This window comes from Rhizobacter sp. J219, assembly GCF_024700055.1.
Classification (GTDB): Bacteria; Pseudomonadota; Gammaproteobacteria; order Burkholderiales; family Burkholderiaceae_C; genus Rhizobacter.
The window spans coordinates 4018834-4034146 of sequence record NZ_JAJOND010000001.1 but is presented as its reverse complement, the minus strand read 5'-3'; the positions used below and the strand labels follow the sequence as shown (position 1 = coordinate 4034146).

Below are 15313 nucleotides of genomic sequence, written 5' to 3'. Positions count from 1 at the left end.
CGGGCCGGAGCGCGCACAGTGCCTCTGATCCAGCTGTCCGCAGCGCCCCGAGGAACGCCATGAGACCCTTGATGCACAACGCCGTCCCGATCCTCGCCCTGGTGGCACTCGTGTGGAGCGGCGCCGCCTGGGCGCAGAGTCCCTTGCCTGCGCCGAGCCCTGCGCTCAAGACGGTGGAGCCGAACGAGGCCGTGCCGCTGCCGGAAGTGAAGACCGCCGGAACCGTGCAGTACGTGTCGGGCGGCATCCCCCATGAGCAGCTCCCCGCCTTCCGGGCGGCGCGGCGCGACTATGCGTTGAACATCGAGATCTTCCAGCGCGACGGGGGCCGCAGCGTCTTCACGGCGGACGCCCAGGTGCGGATCGTGAACGTGAAGAGCGGCGAGCTCATGCTCGAATCGAAGATCGACGGCCCCTATCTGTGGGCCAAGGTGCCCCCCGGCCAGTACCGGGTGGTGGCCACCCTGAACGACCAGGTCAAGGAGGCGCGCGTGACCGTCAAGGCCTCGCAATCCACCCGTGCCGTCATCGTGTTCCCGCAGGCGCAGGAGTAGGAAGGCGACCGTTGGTCTGCGGCGCCGATGGTGCGGTGCCGCACCGATGGGCGCGCGCCACAGGTTTAGCGTTGACGCTTCACCCACGCGCAGGAGTGGCAAATGGATATTCCCGCGATCGAGGCGCAGCCCCCGGGGAGCGGCGTGCAGCCTCTGGAGCCCCAACCGAGGCGCTGGCACCACCGTCGCCGCGCGTTGAGGGCATTCGTCCACCCGTTGCTGGTGCGGTACGCGCTGGTTTTGATCGTCGCGGGGGCCTCGCTCGGGATCGCCTTGAACGAGATCACCCACCGCAACGCAACCGCGAGCCTGCACCTGGCCGACGCGCTGGCCGAGGCCAAGGTCAGCGCGGCGAGCGTGCTGCAGCGGATGAGCGATGCCGAGACGCACCAGCGCGCCTACCTGCTGCGCAGCAGCCCCGAGGAACTGGAGGCGCTGGCGGTCGACCAGCGCCAGCTCGCCCGGCTGCGGCCCCAGACCGCCCACCTCGTCGTCCTGGCGGGGATGGATGCCGGCGCCACTGCACGCACCGATCAGAGCCTACAGCAGCTGCTGTCGAGCCTGGAGGAGTTTGCCCGGCTTGCCCGCACGGCAGACCCCACGCGCTCGGCGCAACTGCTCACCGAGGCCGAGACCAGCAGAAGCCGCATGCGCGACATCCGCGGCAGCGTTCTGTCCTCTCTCGACGCCGCATCGGCCGAGGAGCGGTCGGAACGCGTGGCGCTGGACCGCTCCCTCGAAGCACGGCGCATTGCGGTGATGGTGGTCATCGTGCTCGCCGCCCTGCTCTTCGGCGCGCACCTGCGGCACCTGCGCCTGTACGACAGGGACAGGGCCGCCCGCCAGCGCGCGCTGGAAGACCAGGTCCAGCGTCGCACGCTGGAGCTGCGCCGGCTGGCGGGCTACCTGCTGACGGTGCGCGAAGACGAGAAGGCGCACCTGGCGCGCGAGCTGCACGACGAGATGGGCAGCGTGCTGACCGCGGCGAAGCTCGACCTCGCGCGCATCCGCCGGCTGGCATCGGCCGACCCCGCCCTGCTCGACAGCGTCGAACGGCTCAATCGCCGGTTGATGCAGGCAGTGGCGATGAAACGCCGCATCGTCGAAGGGCTCCGGCCCTCGTGCCTGGACATCCTCGGACTCAAGGCCAGCCTGACGAACCTGTGCTCGGAAATCGCCGCGCAGCTCGGGGTGCCGGTCCACACGGCGCTCGACGACGTGTCGCTTTCGCCGGACGCGCAACTGGCCGTCTACCGCTTCGTGCAGGAGGCGCTGACGAACGTCAGCAAGTACGCCCGGGCCTCCGAGGTCCGCGTTGGCTTGAGCGAAACGGGTGGCCGGGTGCGTGTGGACGTCGAGGACGACGGCATCGGCTTCGACCCGCAGCAGACGACCTCGGCCACGCACGGTCTTGCGGGCATGCGCTTCCGCCTGGAGCACCTGGAGGGGCACCTGTCGATCGATTCGAGGCCGGGCGCCGGCACGCGCCTGAACGCCGTCCTGCCGATGGCCGCGGCCGGCATGCTCGTGCCGGCGGCCTGACGGGACGCGCAGCCCCGGCTCAGGGGCTCACGGCGTGCTCTTCGTCGACGCGCGTCAGGTTCACCAGATAGCCCCTGCCGGCCGGGTCCTGGCCGATCGCGGCGACGAACGAAAGTGCCACGCCATCGCGAGGACTCAGCGTGAGGGGGCACCACACGTGCCGCATGCCCACGTCGACACCGACCATCGCCGACCGGAACCTGCGGGCACTCTCGGGCAGCAGGAAGGCATCGAGCGTGAGCCCGACGAGGTCGTCGCGACCGAGGCCGAGCATGTCGGCTCCGGCCCGGTTCGTTTCCATCACGACCCTTTGTGCGTCGAGGGTGAACAGGCCCGCGGGCTGGAAGTCGTAGAGCTCGACCTGGCGGCGCAGCGAAGACTCCAGCGCCTCGCGCGACTCGCGCAGCTCCTGCGCCTGCAGGTCGAGCTCGACCTGGTACACCTGCAGTTCGTGCAGAAGCGCCAGCGCGTCGGCCGCCGTCTGGGGCGAGGACGCCAGCCCGTGCAACACCGTCAACGCATCGGCAGACCTCGCGATGGCGCCCTTGCGCGAGGCGTCGCCGGCCAGATGCGACGCGGCGCGGTGGCGAAGATCGACCAGGCGATCGAACTCGATGGCGGGGACGATCGGGGCGGACAGGTCCGGCATGGCGACCTCCTGGGCGATGGGTGTGGAAGTCCACTCTACCCCTTGCGCAGGCGGGCCTCGAGTTCTTTTGCGACGGTGATGTCGACGAAGGTGATCACCACGCCCTGGATGACGTTGGACAGGGTGCGGTACGGCATGATCCTCACGGTGAACCAGTGTCCGTCGCTGGTGGCGATCTGTTTCTCGCTGAAGGCCAGCGTGCGCAGCGTCTCCTTCACGTCGGCGTGGAAGTCGGGGTAGAGCAGGGTGCTCGCCAGTTCGCTCAGCGGCCGGCCGATGTCGCCCTCGCGCAGGTGGATGACGCGGTCGATCTGCTCGGTGTAGCGGCGCACGTTGAGCTGGTTGTCGAGGAAGAGCGTGGCGATGTCGGTGCTGTTGAGCAGGTTCTGCATGTCGCTCTGCGCGAGCGACAGGTCGTCGAGCTTGGACTGCAGCTCGCCGTTGATGGTCTGCAGCTCCTCGTTCATCGACTGCGCCTCTTCCTTGGAGGTGGTCAGCTCCTCGTTGGCGGACTGCAGTTCTTCGTTGGTCGACTGAAGCTCTTCGTTGGCAGCCTGCAGCTCCTCCTGCGAGGCGCGCATCTCCTGGCGCAGCGCGGCGATCTCTTCGCGGCAGCGCTGCAGTTCGTCCGCCATGCCGGGGTCGGCCGCAGCACCGGGCACGTCCGCCCGAGGCCCGCGATCGCCCGGTGGCAGCGGCACCTCCCGGAACACGATCATCGCCATGCCCTGCAGCGACTTCGGCTGCGTGAGCGCCTCGACCGTGATGTCGACGCTGGTGGCGGGCGCGTCGTCGAGCCGCAGGCCCCGCAGCGCCACCGTCGATTTGTCCTGCAGGGCGGTGCGCAGCGCCACCGCGAGCTGCGCGCGGATCGAGGGCCGCGCCATCACGTGGATGTTCCAGTTCGCCTTGCCCGCCGCGGGCTCCAGGTAGCGGCCGGTGCGCCCGCTGATGTAGACGATGTCGCCCGCGTCGTTGACGAGCACCGCCGGCGGCGTGTGCGTTTGCAGCAGCAGCTGGTCGGCCAGCGATTGCAGGTTGGCCGGGGGCGTGTTCGGGTGCGACAGAGCAGTCTCCTGCGACGCCGATCGCGTGGTCCGCCGGCCTTGGGTCGGAAAGACCACGGCCCCGGAGGCGCCGCCATTGTCGCTGCGCCAGTACAGGCGCGACTTCGGATGCAGCGGCACGAAAAGCGACTGGACCCGCCCGACGGTCTCGGAGCTGCCCAGCAGCAGCGCCCCACCCGGGCGAAGGCTGTAATGGAAGAGCGGGATCAGGCGCTTCTGCAGCGGCGCGCCGAAGTAGATCATCAGGTTGCGGCACAACAGGATGTCCAGGCGCGTGAAGGGTGGGTCCATCAGCACGTCGTGCTGGGCGAACAGCACCATGTCGCGGATGCGCTTGTCGATCTGGTAGCCGCCGGGCCGTTCGACGAAGAAGCGTGACAGGCGCTGCGGCGTCAGGTCGTGCGCGATGGTGGCTGCATAGCGGCCTGCCCGGGCCAGCGAGATCGCATCGGCGTTGAGGTCGGTGGCGAAGATCTGCAAGGCCCGATGGGCCTGCAGCGGCAGGGCATCGAGCGCTTCCGTGAACGCGATGGCCAGCGAGTAGGCCTCCTCGCCCGTCGAGCACCCTGCCACCCAGGCACGCAGCGGGCCGTGGTCGCCGGCATGGCGCTCCAGCAGGGCGGGCAGCACCTCGCGCTGCAGGTCCTGCCAGACCTCCGGGTCGCGGAAGAACGAGGTGACACCGATCAGCATCTCCTTGAAGAGCAGGTCCAGCTCGTGGGGGTTGGCGCGCAGGAAGTCGGCATAGGCGGCCATCGAGCCCAGGTCGTGCAGCGCGACACGCCGGGCCACGCGGCGCATCAGGGTGTTCGACTTGTAGAGCGTGAGGTCGTGCCGCGTGTGCTCGCGCAGGAGGGAAAGGATCGTCTCCAGCGCGGCGCTTGCGCCGGCGGCCGATGTGGCCGGCACCGGCGCCGTCCCGGGCTGCTGCCCGGTGATGCTCACGATGCGTTGCGGCAAGTCCGCAGGCGGCGCCACGATGTCGACACAGGCCGCGGCAATGGCGTTCCGGGGCATGGCATCGAACTGCGCCGATTCGGGCTGCTGGGCGAGCGTGAGCCCGCCCTGGCTCTTGATCGCCTGCAGCCCCGCACTGCCGTCGGACCCCATGCCCGACAAGACGACGCCGATGGCCCGATCGCCCAGCTCACGCGCCAGCGAGCTGAACAACACGTCGATGGGCAGCCGCTGGCCACGCGGCTCGCCGGGTTTGGCCACGTGGAGCGTTCCGCCGGTGACCGTCAGTTCGGCGTCGGGTGGAATGACGTAGACGGTGTCGGCTTCGAACGCCCATCCGTCCACCGCCTCGCGCACCGGCATGGCCGTGGCCCGCTGCAGCAGCTCGACGAGCAGGGTGCTGTGGGTCGGGTCCATGTGCTGGACCACCAGGTACGCCAGGCCACTTCGGGCCGGGACGCCAGACAGGAATTGCCGCAGGGGCTCGAGACCGCCGGCAGACGCGCCCAGGCCGACGGCCCGGACGACGTGCGCGGAGGCCGGATCGGAACGGACGTGAAGCGGAGCCTGCACCATGGCGGAGTATGTATGCCGCGGAGGTCTGCGCACGCGTCCCTCGACCCTCCCACGCAATGGGTTGTGGGTACAGTGAGCGCCGGTTCTTCCGCCCTCCTTCGCCGTGCTCATGACCCCCCACCAGCGCCCTCGCCGACCACGGGCCCATCCACCAGCTGTCGCTCTCGGGCGGCGGTTTTCGCGCGGCCTTCTATCACCTGGGTGCGCTGCACACGCTCGCACAGCAGGGCCGGCTGCGCGAGCTGAAGCTGCTGGTGACGATCTCGGGCGGCTCGATCGCGGCCGGCTTCTTCCTGCAGGAGTGGATCGCGGTCGCGAAGAAGGGCCCGATCGGCGACGAAGCGCTGGCGCAATGTGCCTTGCGCGCGCAGCAGGCCCTTTTTCGCAAGAGCCGGCACAACCCGCGGCTGCGGGCGATGGCCTCCATCCGCGCACTGAGCAGCGGCCTCGTGCGCAACGAGTTCGCGTTCTCGCAGGCCATGGCGCGCATCAACCGGCGCTGGTTGCGCGGGCTGCACAAGGTGGCGTCGACCGGCCTGTGGCCGGCCGCACTGCCCGAGTGGCGCATCGCCTGCTCCGACTACGCACAGGGCAACCGCTGCCTCGTGGTGCTCGGCGACAAGGGGCTGCCGCGCCAGCCCGATGCGGGCTACCTGACGATGGCCGACCTGCCGATCGCCCGCGCCATCGCGTCGTCGAGCGCGGTGCCGGGGGTGTTCGAGCCGATCCGCTGCGGCGAGCATTTCCTCGGCGACGGCGGTGTGCTCGACAACCACGGCCTGCGAGAGTTCGATCCCGCGCTCGGTCACGCGACCTGCATCGACGCGTCGGCGCCGGCACTGCCCATGCGGCCGGTCGACGGCTGGGGCACGCCGATGCGCGCGATGGACCTGATGATGGAGCAGACCCGTGGCGACGTGCTGCGCGCCCGCAACTGCACGCTCATCTCGCTGCGCGACCCGGTGGCGCAGCCGAGCGGCCTCGACTGGTGGCCGCACCTGCGCGCGCTGCGCACCGACCTCGACGACTTCGCGGCGACCGAGGCGCACCTGCTCTTTCTCGCCGGCCACCAGAGTGCGACCGGCCGCCCCGACATCCCCACCGGCTGCCCGGCCGACATGACGGCGCTCTGGAGCGCCATGAGCGAGGCCGCGCCGGCCGAGCTGCCGACCGATCAGGCCCAGCAGCTCGCCGACGCCCGCGCCGCCTGCATGGACGACCTGGAGCGTGGCCAGCACGTGCTCTTCGCCGGCATGCAGAAACGCTCGGCCGCATCGGTGATGGTCACGCTCGGCTCGCTCTTCATGCTGGCGCTGACGGTGGTGATCCTCTTCGTGCTGGCGCAACTGGCCTGGAGCTTCACGCTCGGGCACATCCCGCATTCGTCGCGGGCGCTGTCGAGCAACGCCTTGCTGGTGCTCGGCTGGGCGGCGGGCGCGGGCTGGCTGTACTGGCAGTACTACACGCCGCGGGCCGGCGCGCTCTTCTACAACATGCGCCAGTGGTTCGGCGTGCTGACCGGGCCGCTCGTGCTGCCGGCGATTGCCACGATGTCGATCGCCTTGCGGCTGAAGGTGCTGGCCTTCTCGAACCGAGACCTCACGGCCTGGGCGCGCAGCGCACTCCTGCGCTACGAGCGGCGGCGGCAGCTTGCCGCGCTGCAACGTCAGGCACAGCGGGAGGCGCAACGCGAGTCGCAGCTTCCATCGCGCCCATCCGTCGAGGTGCCGGCCCGGTCATCGACCGGCCAGCCGACGGAGTAACAACAAGACCACTTCAGAGGAGACCCCCCGTGCGCCACCTATCCACCACTTCCGCGCTCAGCTTGCTGGTGCTGTCGCTGCCCCAACCCGCCGCTGCCTTGGGCGACATCCGCCCGGCGTTCTTCGCCTTCGTGTCGCGCGCCTGCATCCACCAGGACGCGGCCCACCGCACGAGCCTCTTCGGGAAGCGCCAGGCCGCGTCGCCCGACTTCGTGGGGTGGGACAAGTTCAGCGACACACCGGTGGCCCGCTGCCTGAAGGCGCGGCGCTGGGTGAGCGCCGAACTCTGCAGCTCGGCCGCCCAGGTCGACATCACCCAGCGGGCCCAGGTCCAGGACTGGTTCGACGCCCACCTGGCCGATGCGAAGAAGCTCGCGCCGGTGTTCCGCTTCGCGAACTCTGCCGAAGCGGCCGGCGGTGCCTGCCCCGAGGTGCCGCCGGGCGAGTGACCCCGGCGCGGCTCAGCTCACGCGCCGCCCGGCCACCCAGGCTTCGCGCACCATCGGGTGGTCGCCCAGGACCTTCACGCGGATGAGGTCGCCGCGCAAGCCCTCGGCGATCTCGCCGCGGTCAGCCAGGCCCACCGCACACGCAGGGTGCCGGCTCACCACCTTCACCGCCGCGGGCAGCGAGAAGCCGCCCTCCTGCATGAGCTTCCACGCCGAGCGCAGCAGGCTCGACGGCACGTAGTCGGACGACAGCGCATCCAGCACGCCTTCGCGGGCGAGCGTCATCGCGGCCACGTTGCCCGAGTGCGAGCCACCGCGGATCACGTTGGGCGCGCCCATCACGGTGCACAGGCCGGCTCTTTCGCACGCTGGGCGGCGGCGAGCGTGGTCGGGAACTCGCTCATGCTGGCGCCGAGCGCACGCGCCTCGTCGACGTGCTCGACGGTGGTGTCGTCATGCGTCGCGAGTGCCACGCGGTGGGTGTGGGCGAAGTCGGTGAACCACGCGCGGTTGGGCGTGGCGTACTGCTGCTGGCGCTCGGGCGCGATGCGCACCTCGGCTTCGAACTGCGCGTTGCTCCAGCCTTTCTTGCCCGTGTAGTACACGCGGGCGTGCTCGATGTCGGTCCACTGGCGCTGGCCGGGGGTGTGGTCCATCAGCGAGATGAGGCGCAGCCGCGGGTGACGGGAGAAAGGTTCGAACAAGGCCCGCGCGTTGTGCGCGGGCAGCTCGCAGCGCACGTGGATCAGGTGGTCGGCGCGCAGCACACCGGCGTCGTCGAGCCGGTCGAGCACCTGCAGCAGCTCGCTCTGGTCCCTGGAGCGAAAGCCCTCGTCGTACGGGTCGCCCACGCCGATGGCGTCGAGCACGGTCGTGATGCCGGCCGAGGCCACCTCGGCGTCATGCGCCTGCACCGCGCCGAGCATGGGGAAGTGGACCTTCGGGCGCGGCGTCACGTGGCGTTCCAGGTTGTCGGTGTGCACCTCCACCAGGCCGGGCAGCAGGTGGTCGCCATCGAGGTCGTGGGCGCCCGGCACCGACGTGCCGCCGGTGGCGATGTCGGTGATGCGGCCGCCTTGCACGCGCACGCTGCCGTGCACCACCTCGCCGGCGAGCACGATGCGGGCATTGCACAAGATGAGTTCGTCGTGGTTCATGCAGCGCGTCTTTCAGTGCAGGGTGACACAGCGGCTGGCCACCGCGTCGCGCACTTCCTCGTCGTGGAAGATGCCGACGATGGCCGTGCCGGCCGCGCGGGCCTGGTGGATCAGCTCGATGACGACGCGCCGGTTGGCCGCGTCGAGCGAGGCGGTGGGCTCGTCCAGCAGCAGCAGGCGCGCTGGCTCGATGAAGCCCCGGGCAATGTTGACACGCTGCTGCTCGCCGCCGGAGAAGGTGGCGGGTGGCAGCGTCCACAGGCTCTCGGGCAGGTTGAGGCGGGCGAAGAGGCGGCGCACCTGCTCGCGCGCTTCGTCCTGCGCGGCGTCGGCATCGAGCGCGGGGCGGGCCTGCAGCCAGCGCTCGGCCACCACGTCGAGCGCCGGCACACGCGGCACGGCGCGCAGGAACTGGCTCACGTACGCGATGTCCTTGCGGCGCAGCGCGAGCATCTGCTGGGGCGTGGCCTGGGCGATGTCGATGCGGCCCTCGCTCGCGTCGAACCAGATGGCGCCGCTGTCGGCGCCGTAACTGCCGTAGAGGCACTTCATCAGCGTGCTCTTGCCCTGGCCCGAGGCGCCAAGCAGGGCCACGCATTCGCCAGCTTGCACGGCCAGCGACACGTTCTTGAGCACCGGCAGCTCGAGGCCACCGCGCAGGTGCAAGGTGAAGTGCTTGGAGAGGGCGTCGATCTGGAGCATGGGACACGTGTCCATCAGGGTGCGACCACCGAAGAGACGAGCAGCTGGGTGTAGGCGTGCTGCGGGTCGTCGAGCACGCGGTCGGTGAGACCCTGCTCGACGATGCGGCCTTCGCGCATCACGAGGGTGCGATGCGCGAGCAGGCGCGCCACGCCGAGGTCGTGCGTGACGATGATGGCCGACAGGTGCAGCCGCGCCACGAGCAGGCGGATGAGGTCGAGCAGGCGTGCCTGCACCGAGACGTCGAGCCCCGAGGTGGGTTCGTCCATCAGCACCAGGCGTGGGCGGGTGACGAGGTTGCGCGCGATCTGCAGGCGCTGGCGCATGCCGCCGGAGAAGTCGCGCGGCGAATCGTCGATGCGCTCGGGCTGCAGCTCCACACGCTGCATCCACTCGGTGGCGGTGCGGCGCAGCTGGCCGTAGTGGCGTTCGCCCTGGCCCATCAGGCGCTCGCCGATGTTGGCCCCGGCGCTCACGTTCATGCGAAGGCCGAGGCTTGCGTCCTGCTGCACGTGGCCCCACTCGGTGCGCTCGAGCCGACGGCGCTCGCGCTCGGTGAGGCGGTGCACGTCGAGCACCTCGCCGCTGGCAGCGGTGTAGAGCACCTGGCCCTGCGTGGGCTGCAGGCGGCCGGCGATGCAGTTGAGCAGCGTGCTCTTGCCGGAGCCCGATTCGCCGACGAGGGCGATCACCTCGCCGGGGTACAGGTCGAGGCTCGCGTCTTCGACGGCGAAGCGGCGCGCAAGCGCGAACTGGTGGTGCAGGTGCTGCACGCTCAGGATCGGGCCGCTCATGGCGTCACCCCGAAGCTGAAGCCGTGACGCTCGAAACCGAGGCGCTCGTAGAAGGCATGCGCTTCGACACGCTTCTGGTTCGACGACAGCGCGAGCTTGTAGCAGCCGGCCTCGCGCGCCAGCGCGCGGGCGTGCTCCATCATGCGGCGTCCGATGCCCTGGCCCTGCGCCTCGGGGTGCACCGCCACGTCTTCGACGATGGCCTCGGGCGCGCCGCTGTGCGCGAGCAGCGGCAGCACGAAGAGCGTGTAGGTGCCGATGGGCCGGCCGGCCAGCGAGAAGATGAACACACGCACGCCGGGCGCGGCGGTGTGCATGCGGTCCCAGTTCATGCGCATCTCGGTCTCGTCGTGCGGGCCGCGGGTGTCGAGGCCGGCGGCGGTGTAGAGGTCGACGAGGGTGCGGATGTCGGCGCGCTTGGCGTCGCGCACGTCGAGTTCAGCGGGCATTGGCAGGCGTTCCTTCTTCTGGTGGCTGTCGATGTTCGCGGCACCAGTCGGTGTCGGAGCAGGTCCACAGCCGCCCGCCTCCGGCCTGCACCACTTCGTCGAGGTAGCTCGTGGTGCAGCCGCACAGGGCGCAGGCGTGGCCCGAGGGTTCGACGTGGAAGGGGTGGTCTTCGAAGTCGAGGCTCTTCACGTCGGTGTAGGGCGGCACCGCGTAGATGCGTTTCTCGCGCCCGGCACCGAAGAGCTGCAGCGCCGGCATGCGGTGCATCTTGGGGTTGTCGAAGCTCGGGATGGGCGAGGGCGACATCACATAGCGCTGGTTCACCAGCACCGGGTAGTCGTAGGTGGTCTCCACGCGCCCCCAGTGCGCAAGGTCTTCGTAGAGCTTCACGTTGACGAGGCCGTATTCCTCGCAGGCGTGCAGCTTGAGCGTCTCGCTGCGGCGCGCCTCGAGCTTGTAGAGCGGCTCGGGCTGCGGCACCTGGTAGACGAGCACCTGGCCTTCGGTGAGCGGCGCTTCGGGGATGCGGTGGCGAGTCTGGATCACGGTCGCCTCGCGCGTGCGCTCGGTCGTCCGCACGCCGGCCGTGCGCGCGAAGAACTGGCGGATGTTGACGGCGTTGGTGGTGTCGTCACTGCCCTGGTCGATGACCTTGAGCACGTCGTGCTGGCCGAGGATGGCGGCCGTGACCTGGATGCCGCCGGTGCCCCAGCCGTAGGCGAGGGGCATTTCTCTGGAGCCGAACGGCACTTGATGGCCCGGGATGGCAACGGCCTTGAGGATCGCCCTTCGGATCATTCGCTTGGACCGTTCATCCAAGTACGCGAAGTTGTAGCCCTGCATCACTGGTCAAACTCCTCGCGCAGCTTGCGGATCAATTGAAGCTCCGACTCGAAGGTCACGTAGTGCGGCAGCTTCAGGTGCTGCACGAAGCCCGAGGCTTCGATGCTGTCGCCCTGCGGCAGCACGAACTCCTGGCTCTGCACCGGCGCCGTGACGTCTTCGCCGAACTCGTCGGCGCGCAGCGCGCGGTCGACCAGCGACATCGCCATCGCCTTGCGCTCGCCGTGGCCGTAGACGAGGCCATAGCCGCAGGTGAACTGTGGTGGCACGCTGGCGCTGCCTTCGAACTGGTTGATCATCTGGCACTCGGTGACCTCGATCTCGCCCACCACGATGGGGAAGCCGAGTTCGTCGGGCACCAGCTCCACCGCCACGCTGCCGTAACGGATGTCGCCGCCGAAAGGGTGGCTGTGCGCATAGCCGCGCTGCGTGGCGTAGGCCATGCCGAGCACCCAGCCTTCGTCGGCACGCGCCAGCATCTGCAGCCGGGCGCTGCGCGGCAGCGGGTAGACGGGCGGGGTGCGGGTGATGTCCGGCGGCGGCGGGTCGCCCTCGCTCGGGTGCGTGGCTTCGATGAGGCCTTCGGCGCGCAGCGCGTCGAGCGCGTGCGGCACCTCGGCGTCGTGCGGGTCACCCGCGGTCGCCAGCGCGGGCAGGGCACCGGCACCCGCACCGAGCAGCGAGAAGTCGAGCAGCCGCTGGGTGTAGTCGTAGGTGGGCCCGAGCAGCTGGCCGCCGGGCAGGTCCTTGAAGATGGCCGACACACGGCGGCGCACCTGCATGCACGCGGTGTCGATCGGCTCGGTGGCGGCCAGCAGCGGCAGCGTGGTGCGGTAGGCGCGCAGCAGGAAGACGGCCTCGACCGCATCACCGCGCGCCTGCTTGAGCGCGAGCGCGGCCAGCTCGGGGTCGTGCAGCGAGGCCTCGGCCATCACACGGTCGACCAGCAGGCCGAGTTGCTCGCGGATCTGCGCGACCTCGAGTTCGCGCACCGCCGGGTCGCCACGGCGGGCGGCGGCGAGCAGGGCCCGCGAGGCTTCGATGGCGGCTTCGCCACCTTTGACGGCGATGTACATCAGCAGGCCTCCCGCCGGGCGAAAGCGACGTGGGGGTTGTTCATGCGCCGGCCTCCAGCGTGAGGTGGGTAGAGCGCGGAATCGCGATCAATTGCGAGCCGCAGACGATCAGAAGATCCACCCCGCGCGGGAAGTGCCGCTGCTGCGCGATGCGCGCCTGCCAGAACGCGGCCGGCAACCCGCACAGCCCGATGCGCTGTGTGTGCTCGATGCCGGGGCCGCGCAAGACGAGCGACTGGCCGGCGAGCGTGGTGGTGTCGACGATCAGCGTGATGCCGTCCTGCGGGGCTTCGTCGGTGCCCTGGCGCAGGCCGTCGAGGCTCGCGTCGGGCGCGCGCACGGCCACGAAGTCGGCCGCCTCGCGTGCGGCCCGCTGCACGCCGGTGTGGAAGCGGGCGTACATCCAGGCGGCGTCGCTCGCGAGCGGGCCTTCGAGGTGCAGCGAGGTTTCGGCGTCGAGCAGCGTGAGCAGCAGGGCCGTCAAACCCCGCGAAAGCGGCGCGGGCGCCTGCAGGCCGTCGCTCGCCGGGAGCGTCTGCAGGCGGCCGGGGCGTGCGAGGGCATCCAGCACGGCGCGGAAGACGGCCTGGGCGTCGTGCGTCGCATCGGCAAAGCCGCGCGGCATGCTGGCGAGCAATTCGGCGCTGGCGGTCATGGCGGTGGTGTTCATCATGGCGCAGCGACCTCGGGCCTGAGCGTGTAGAACGACACGCGGCTCGCGGCATGGCGCGCCTGCTCCGCCGCCAGGCACTGCGCGCGGGCGGCCTGCAGCGGCGCGATCACCTCGCGCTGCAGCGTGTCGTGCAGCGTGGGCTGTTGCAGCAGGGCGTCGAGCTGCGCGATCCAGCGCACCCGTTCGTCGTCGCGGCCCAGCACGTGGCCGACGCCGGCGGTGGTGTGGTTGCCGAGGGTCACGCGGGCGATGCAGCGCGTGAGCGTGGCCTCGCCGACGTTGAAGCGGTCGCCCCGGTTGGCGATGCGCCCGCGCACGAGCGCGAGGCCGGTCTCGGGCTCGCGCAACCACTCGAAGCGGTGCGCGGCCACCGCCGCGGGCGCACGCTCGGCCAGCGCGGCGCGCGGCGCCAGGGCCAGCACGGCCAGCCAGGCCTGGCGGGGTGCATCAGAATCGGGACGTGAGGTCATGTCAATGTCATCTAGATGACTTTAGAATGCCCCGACTTTAGCGCCCTTGCCGTGACAGCTTTTTGACATGACCCTGAACGCCTCGTCCCCACCCGCCGATGCCGCCGACACCCCCGCTGCGGTGCGCCGCTGGGAAGCCATCGCCGCCGAGCTGCGCCAAGACATCGTGCAGGGCCGGCTCACGCCCGGCCAGAAGCTGCCCAACGAGACCACGCTGGCCGAACGCTTCGGCGTCAACCGCCACACGCTGCGACAGGCGGTGCAGTCGCTCGCGCAGGAGGGCTTCGTGCGGGTGGCGCACGGCAGTGGCACCTATGTGCGCGAGCTGGTGCTCGACTACGCGCTGCAGCGCCGCACGCGCCTGTCGCAAAACCTCGCCGCCGCCGGCGAGACGGCCGACCGCGAGCTGCTGGGCCACGAGGTCGTGCGGGCCGGCGAATGGGCGCGCGACCTGGGCGTGCCGGCCACCGCCAAGGTGCAGCTGATGTACAGCCGCGCCAAGGTGCGCGGCCGCCCGATCAATCTCGCGACCTCGGCCTACCCGCTGCCGCGCTTCGACGGCATGGTGCAGGCCCTGGCCGAGCACGGCAGCGTCACCCGGGCCCTGCAGGCACTGGGCGTGCCCGACTACACCCGCCAGCGCAGCGTGGTCAGTTGCCGCCTGCCCACGGCCGAGGAAGCCGATGCGCTGGCCCGGCCCGCCACGCAGCCGGTGCTGGTGGTGCGTTATGTCAACGTCGACGGCGACGGGCAGCCGGTGGAAGCGGGGCGCACGCTGTTTGCTGCGGATGCGGTGCAGCTCACGGTCGAGCCGGATCTGCAGGAGCGATGAACCACCGATACGCCCTCTACTACGCCCCACCGTCCGACCACCCGCTGTGGCGTGCCGGCTGCGAATGGCTGCAGCGCGACCCGGCCGCCGCCGAGGCGCCCGCGCCGCAGCGCGCGCATGTGCGCGAGCCGTGGCGCTACGGTTTTCACGCCACGCTGAAGCCGCCGATGCGCCTGGCCGAAGGGCGCGACGAGACGAGCCTGCACGACGCCATCGAACGGCTGGCGCAACGCAGCTCGCGCTTCGAGATGCCGGCCCTGTCGGTGCAATGGTTGGGCGACTTCCTCGCGCTGCGGCCGGCGCTTCCCCTGTCGCGCCGCCACGCGCTGCAACGCCTGGCCGACGACTGCGTGGCGCAACTGGATGCCTGGCGCGCACCGCCCACGCCCGAGGAAACCGCGCGCCGGCTGAAGCTTCGGCTTGACGACGAGCAGCAGCGCCTGCTGCAGCGCTACGGCTATCCGCACGTGATGAGCCGCTGGCGTTTCCACATGACGCTCACCGATGGGCTGCCGCCCGACGAGGCATTGCGGACCGCGCTGCTGCGCGAGGCCGAGCGGCACTTCCGCGCGGCCCTGGCGCAGCCGCTGCTGTGCGACGCGGTGTGCCTCTTCGTCGAACCCGCGCCAGGCGGGCCCTTCCGGCTGGCACGGCGCTTCGCCCTGGCGCCTTGACCGCACCGGCCGCACGACCTTGCCCAGGCGCACCCGGAATTGCCGCAAACTCCGCCCCCTGTCATCGGCGCGCCACCGGGCGCCG

General features: G+C 70.6%; 17 protein-coding genes. 6 read left to right on the top strand and 11 right to left on the bottom strand.

Annotated features, from left to right (window positions below; all coding sequences use genetic code 11):
- The first annotated feature begins 71 nt into the window (after positions 1-71).
- Both LRS03_RS19080 and LRS03_RS19075 read left to right on the top strand, forming a co-directional pair.
- A complete protein-coding gene (locus LRS03_RS19080; protein ID WP_257827494.1) occupies positions 72-554 on the top strand; it encodes a hypothetical protein in 483 nt (160 codons plus the stop codon).
- 102 nt (positions 555-656) lie between these two features.
- Complete coding sequence (locus tag LRS03_RS19075; RefSeq protein ID WP_257827493.1) at positions 657-2096, top strand: ATP-binding protein; 1440 nt, start codon at positions 657-659, stop codon at positions 2094-2096.
- A gap of 19 nt (positions 2097-2115) precedes the next feature.
- Here the strand turns inward: LRS03_RS19075 and LRS03_RS19070 are convergent, their stop codons facing one another.
- Together LRS03_RS19070 and LRS03_RS19065 are read right to left on the bottom strand one after the other, a co-directional pair.
- A complete protein-coding gene (locus LRS03_RS19070) occupies positions 2116-2745 on the bottom strand; it encodes a PAS domain-containing protein (RefSeq protein ID WP_257827492.1) in 630 nt (209 codons plus the stop codon).
- 35 nt (positions 2746-2780) lie between these two features.
- Complete coding sequence (locus LRS03_RS19065) at positions 2781-5345, bottom strand: chemotaxis protein CheB (protein ID WP_257827490.1); 2565 nt, start codon at positions 5343-5345, stop codon at positions 2781-2783.
- Between the two features lie 146 nt (positions 5346-5491).
- Here LRS03_RS19065 and LRS03_RS19060 point away from each other — a divergent pair, with 146 nt between their 5' ends.
- Positions 5492-7108 carry a patatin-like phospholipase family protein gene (locus tag LRS03_RS19060; protein ID WP_308296484.1) on the top strand — a complete coding sequence of 539 codons (1617 nt, stop codon included), beginning with the start codon at positions 5492-5494 and terminating at the stop codon, positions 7106-7108.
- Between the two features lie 29 nt (positions 7109-7137).
- Positions 7138-7557 carry a hypothetical protein gene (locus LRS03_RS19055; RefSeq protein ID WP_257827488.1) on the top strand — a complete coding sequence of 140 codons (420 nt, stop codon included), beginning with the start codon at positions 7138-7140 and terminating at the stop codon, positions 7555-7557.
- Between the two features lie 12 nt (positions 7558-7569).
- On the opposite strand, the gene LRS03_RS19050 is transcribed toward LRS03_RS19055, so the two are convergent.
- Genes LRS03_RS19050 through phnG form a run of 9 tightly spaced genes read right to left on the bottom strand, consistent with a single transcriptional unit; the run spans position 7570 to position 13722 of the window.
- A complete protein-coding gene (locus tag LRS03_RS19050; RefSeq protein WP_257827487.1) occupies positions 7570-7896 on the bottom strand; it encodes an amidohydrolase family protein in 327 nt (108 codons plus the stop codon).
- A complete protein-coding gene (locus tag LRS03_RS19045; RefSeq protein WP_257827484.1) occupies positions 7896-8714 on the bottom strand; it encodes an alpha-D-ribose 1-methylphosphonate 5-triphosphate diphosphatase in 819 nt (272 codons plus the stop codon). Before LRS03_RS19045 ends, LRS03_RS19050 begins: the two co-directional genes overlap by 1 nt.
- A gap of 12 nt (positions 8715-8726) precedes the next feature.
- Positions 8727-9416: a phosphonate C-P lyase system protein PhnL gene (gene phnL / locus LRS03_RS19040; RefSeq protein ID WP_257827481.1), complete on the bottom strand. Its 690-nt coding sequence runs from the start codon at positions 9414-9416 to the stop codon at positions 8727-8729.
- Between the two features lie 14 nt (positions 9417-9430).
- Positions 9431-10210, bottom strand: a complete 780-nt coding sequence (gene phnK, locus LRS03_RS19035; protein WP_257827479.1) for a phosphonate C-P lyase system protein PhnK — start codon at positions 10208-10210, stop codon at positions 9431-9433.
- Positions 10207-10659, bottom strand: coding sequence for a GNAT family N-acetyltransferase (locus LRS03_RS19030; protein WP_257827477.1), 453 nt, complete (start codon positions 10657-10659; stop codon positions 10207-10209). The genes phnK and LRS03_RS19030 overlap by 4 nt, the downstream gene beginning before the upstream one ends.
- Entirely contained in the window at positions 10649-11503 is an 855-nt protein-coding gene (locus LRS03_RS19025; RefSeq protein WP_257827476.1) for an alpha-D-ribose 1-methylphosphonate 5-phosphate C-P-lyase PhnJ, read from the bottom strand. Before LRS03_RS19025 ends, LRS03_RS19030 begins: the two co-directional genes overlap by 11 nt.
- Complete coding sequence (locus LRS03_RS19020; protein WP_257827473.1) at positions 11503-12579, bottom strand: carbon-phosphorus lyase complex subunit; 1077 nt, start codon at positions 12577-12579, stop codon at positions 11503-11505. The genes LRS03_RS19025 and LRS03_RS19020 overlap by 1 nt, the downstream gene beginning before the upstream one ends.
- Positions 12580-12619: 40 nt before the next feature.
- Positions 12620-13252 (bottom strand): phosphonate C-P lyase system protein PhnH, encoded by a 633-nt coding sequence (gene phnH, locus LRS03_RS19015; protein ID WP_257827471.1) that lies wholly within the window; start codon positions 13250-13252, stop codon positions 12620-12622.
- Entirely contained in the window at positions 13249-13722 is a 474-nt protein-coding gene (gene phnG, locus LRS03_RS19010) for a phosphonate C-P lyase system protein PhnG (RefSeq protein WP_257827469.1), read from the bottom strand. Before phnG ends, phnH begins: the two co-directional genes overlap by 4 nt.
- A 67-nt stretch (positions 13723-13789) precedes the next feature.
- Here phnG and phnF point away from each other — a divergent pair, with 67 nt between their 5' ends.
- Positions 13790-14554: a phosphonate metabolism transcriptional regulator PhnF gene (phnF, locus tag LRS03_RS19005; protein WP_257827468.1), complete on the top strand. Its 765-nt coding sequence runs from the start codon at positions 13790-13792 to the stop codon at positions 14552-14554.
- Entirely contained in the window at positions 14551-15228 is a 678-nt protein-coding gene (locus tag LRS03_RS19000; RefSeq protein WP_257827467.1) for a DUF1045 domain-containing protein, read from the top strand. Before phnF ends, LRS03_RS19000 begins: the two co-directional genes overlap by 4 nt.
- Positions 15229-15313: the final 85 nt, after the last annotated feature.

What these genes read in the sequence shown, in the direction of transcription:
- LRS03_RS19080 (WP_257827494.1), top strand. Translation starts at nt 72, where the DNA reads ATGCACAACGCCGTCCCGATCCTCGCCCTGGTGGCACTCGTGTGGAGC.
- LRS03_RS19075 (WP_257827493.1), top strand. Translation starts at nt 657, where the DNA reads ATGGATATTCCCGCGATCGAGGCGCAGCCCCCGGGGAGCGGCGTGCAG.
- LRS03_RS19070 (WP_257827492.1), bottom strand. Translation starts at nt 2,745, where the DNA reads ATGCCGGACCTGTCCGCCCCGATCGTCCCCGCCATCGAGTTCGATCGC.
- LRS03_RS19065 (WP_257827490.1), bottom strand. Translation starts at nt 5,345, where the DNA reads ATGGTGCAGGCTCCGCTTCACGTCCGTTCCGATCCGGCCTCCGCGCAC.
- LRS03_RS19050 (WP_257827487.1), bottom strand. Translation starts at nt 7,896, where the DNA reads ATGGGCGCGCCCAACGTGATCCGCGGTGGCTCGCACTCGGGCAACGTG.
- LRS03_RS19045 (WP_257827484.1), bottom strand. Translation starts at nt 8,714, where the DNA reads ATGAACCACGACGAACTCATCTTGTGCAATGCCCGCATCGTGCTCGCC.
- phnL (WP_257827481.1), bottom strand. Translation starts at nt 9,416, where the DNA reads ATGCTCCAGATCGACGCCCTCTCCAAGCACTTCACCTTGCACCTGCGC.
- phnK (WP_257827479.1), bottom strand. Translation starts at nt 10,210, where the DNA reads ATGAGCGGCCCGATCCTGAGCGTGCAGCACCTGCACCACCAGTTCGCG.
- LRS03_RS19030 (WP_257827477.1), bottom strand. Translation starts at nt 10,659, where the DNA reads ATGCCCGCTGAACTCGACGTGCGCGACGCCAAGCGCGCCGACATCCGC.
- LRS03_RS19025 (WP_257827476.1), bottom strand. Translation starts at nt 11,503, where the DNA reads ATGCAGGGCTACAACTTCGCGTACTTGGATGAACGGTCCAAGCGAATG.
- LRS03_RS19020 (WP_257827473.1), bottom strand. Translation starts at nt 12,579, where the DNA reads ATGTACATCGCCGTCAAAGGTGGCGAAGCCGCCATCGAAGCCTCGCGG.
- phnH (WP_257827471.1), bottom strand. Translation starts at nt 13,252, where the DNA reads ATGATGAACACCACCGCCATGACCGCCAGCGCCGAATTGCTCGCCAGC.
- phnG (WP_257827469.1), bottom strand. Translation starts at nt 13,722, where the DNA reads ATGACCTCACGTCCCGATTCTGATGCACCCCGCCAGGCCTGGCTGGCC.
- phnF (WP_257827468.1), top strand. Translation starts at nt 13,790, where the DNA reads ATGACCCTGAACGCCTCGTCCCCACCCGCCGATGCCGCCGACACCCCC.
- LRS03_RS19000 (WP_257827467.1), top strand. Translation starts at nt 14,551, where the DNA reads ATGAACCACCGATACGCCCTCTACTACGCCCCACCGTCCGACCACCCG.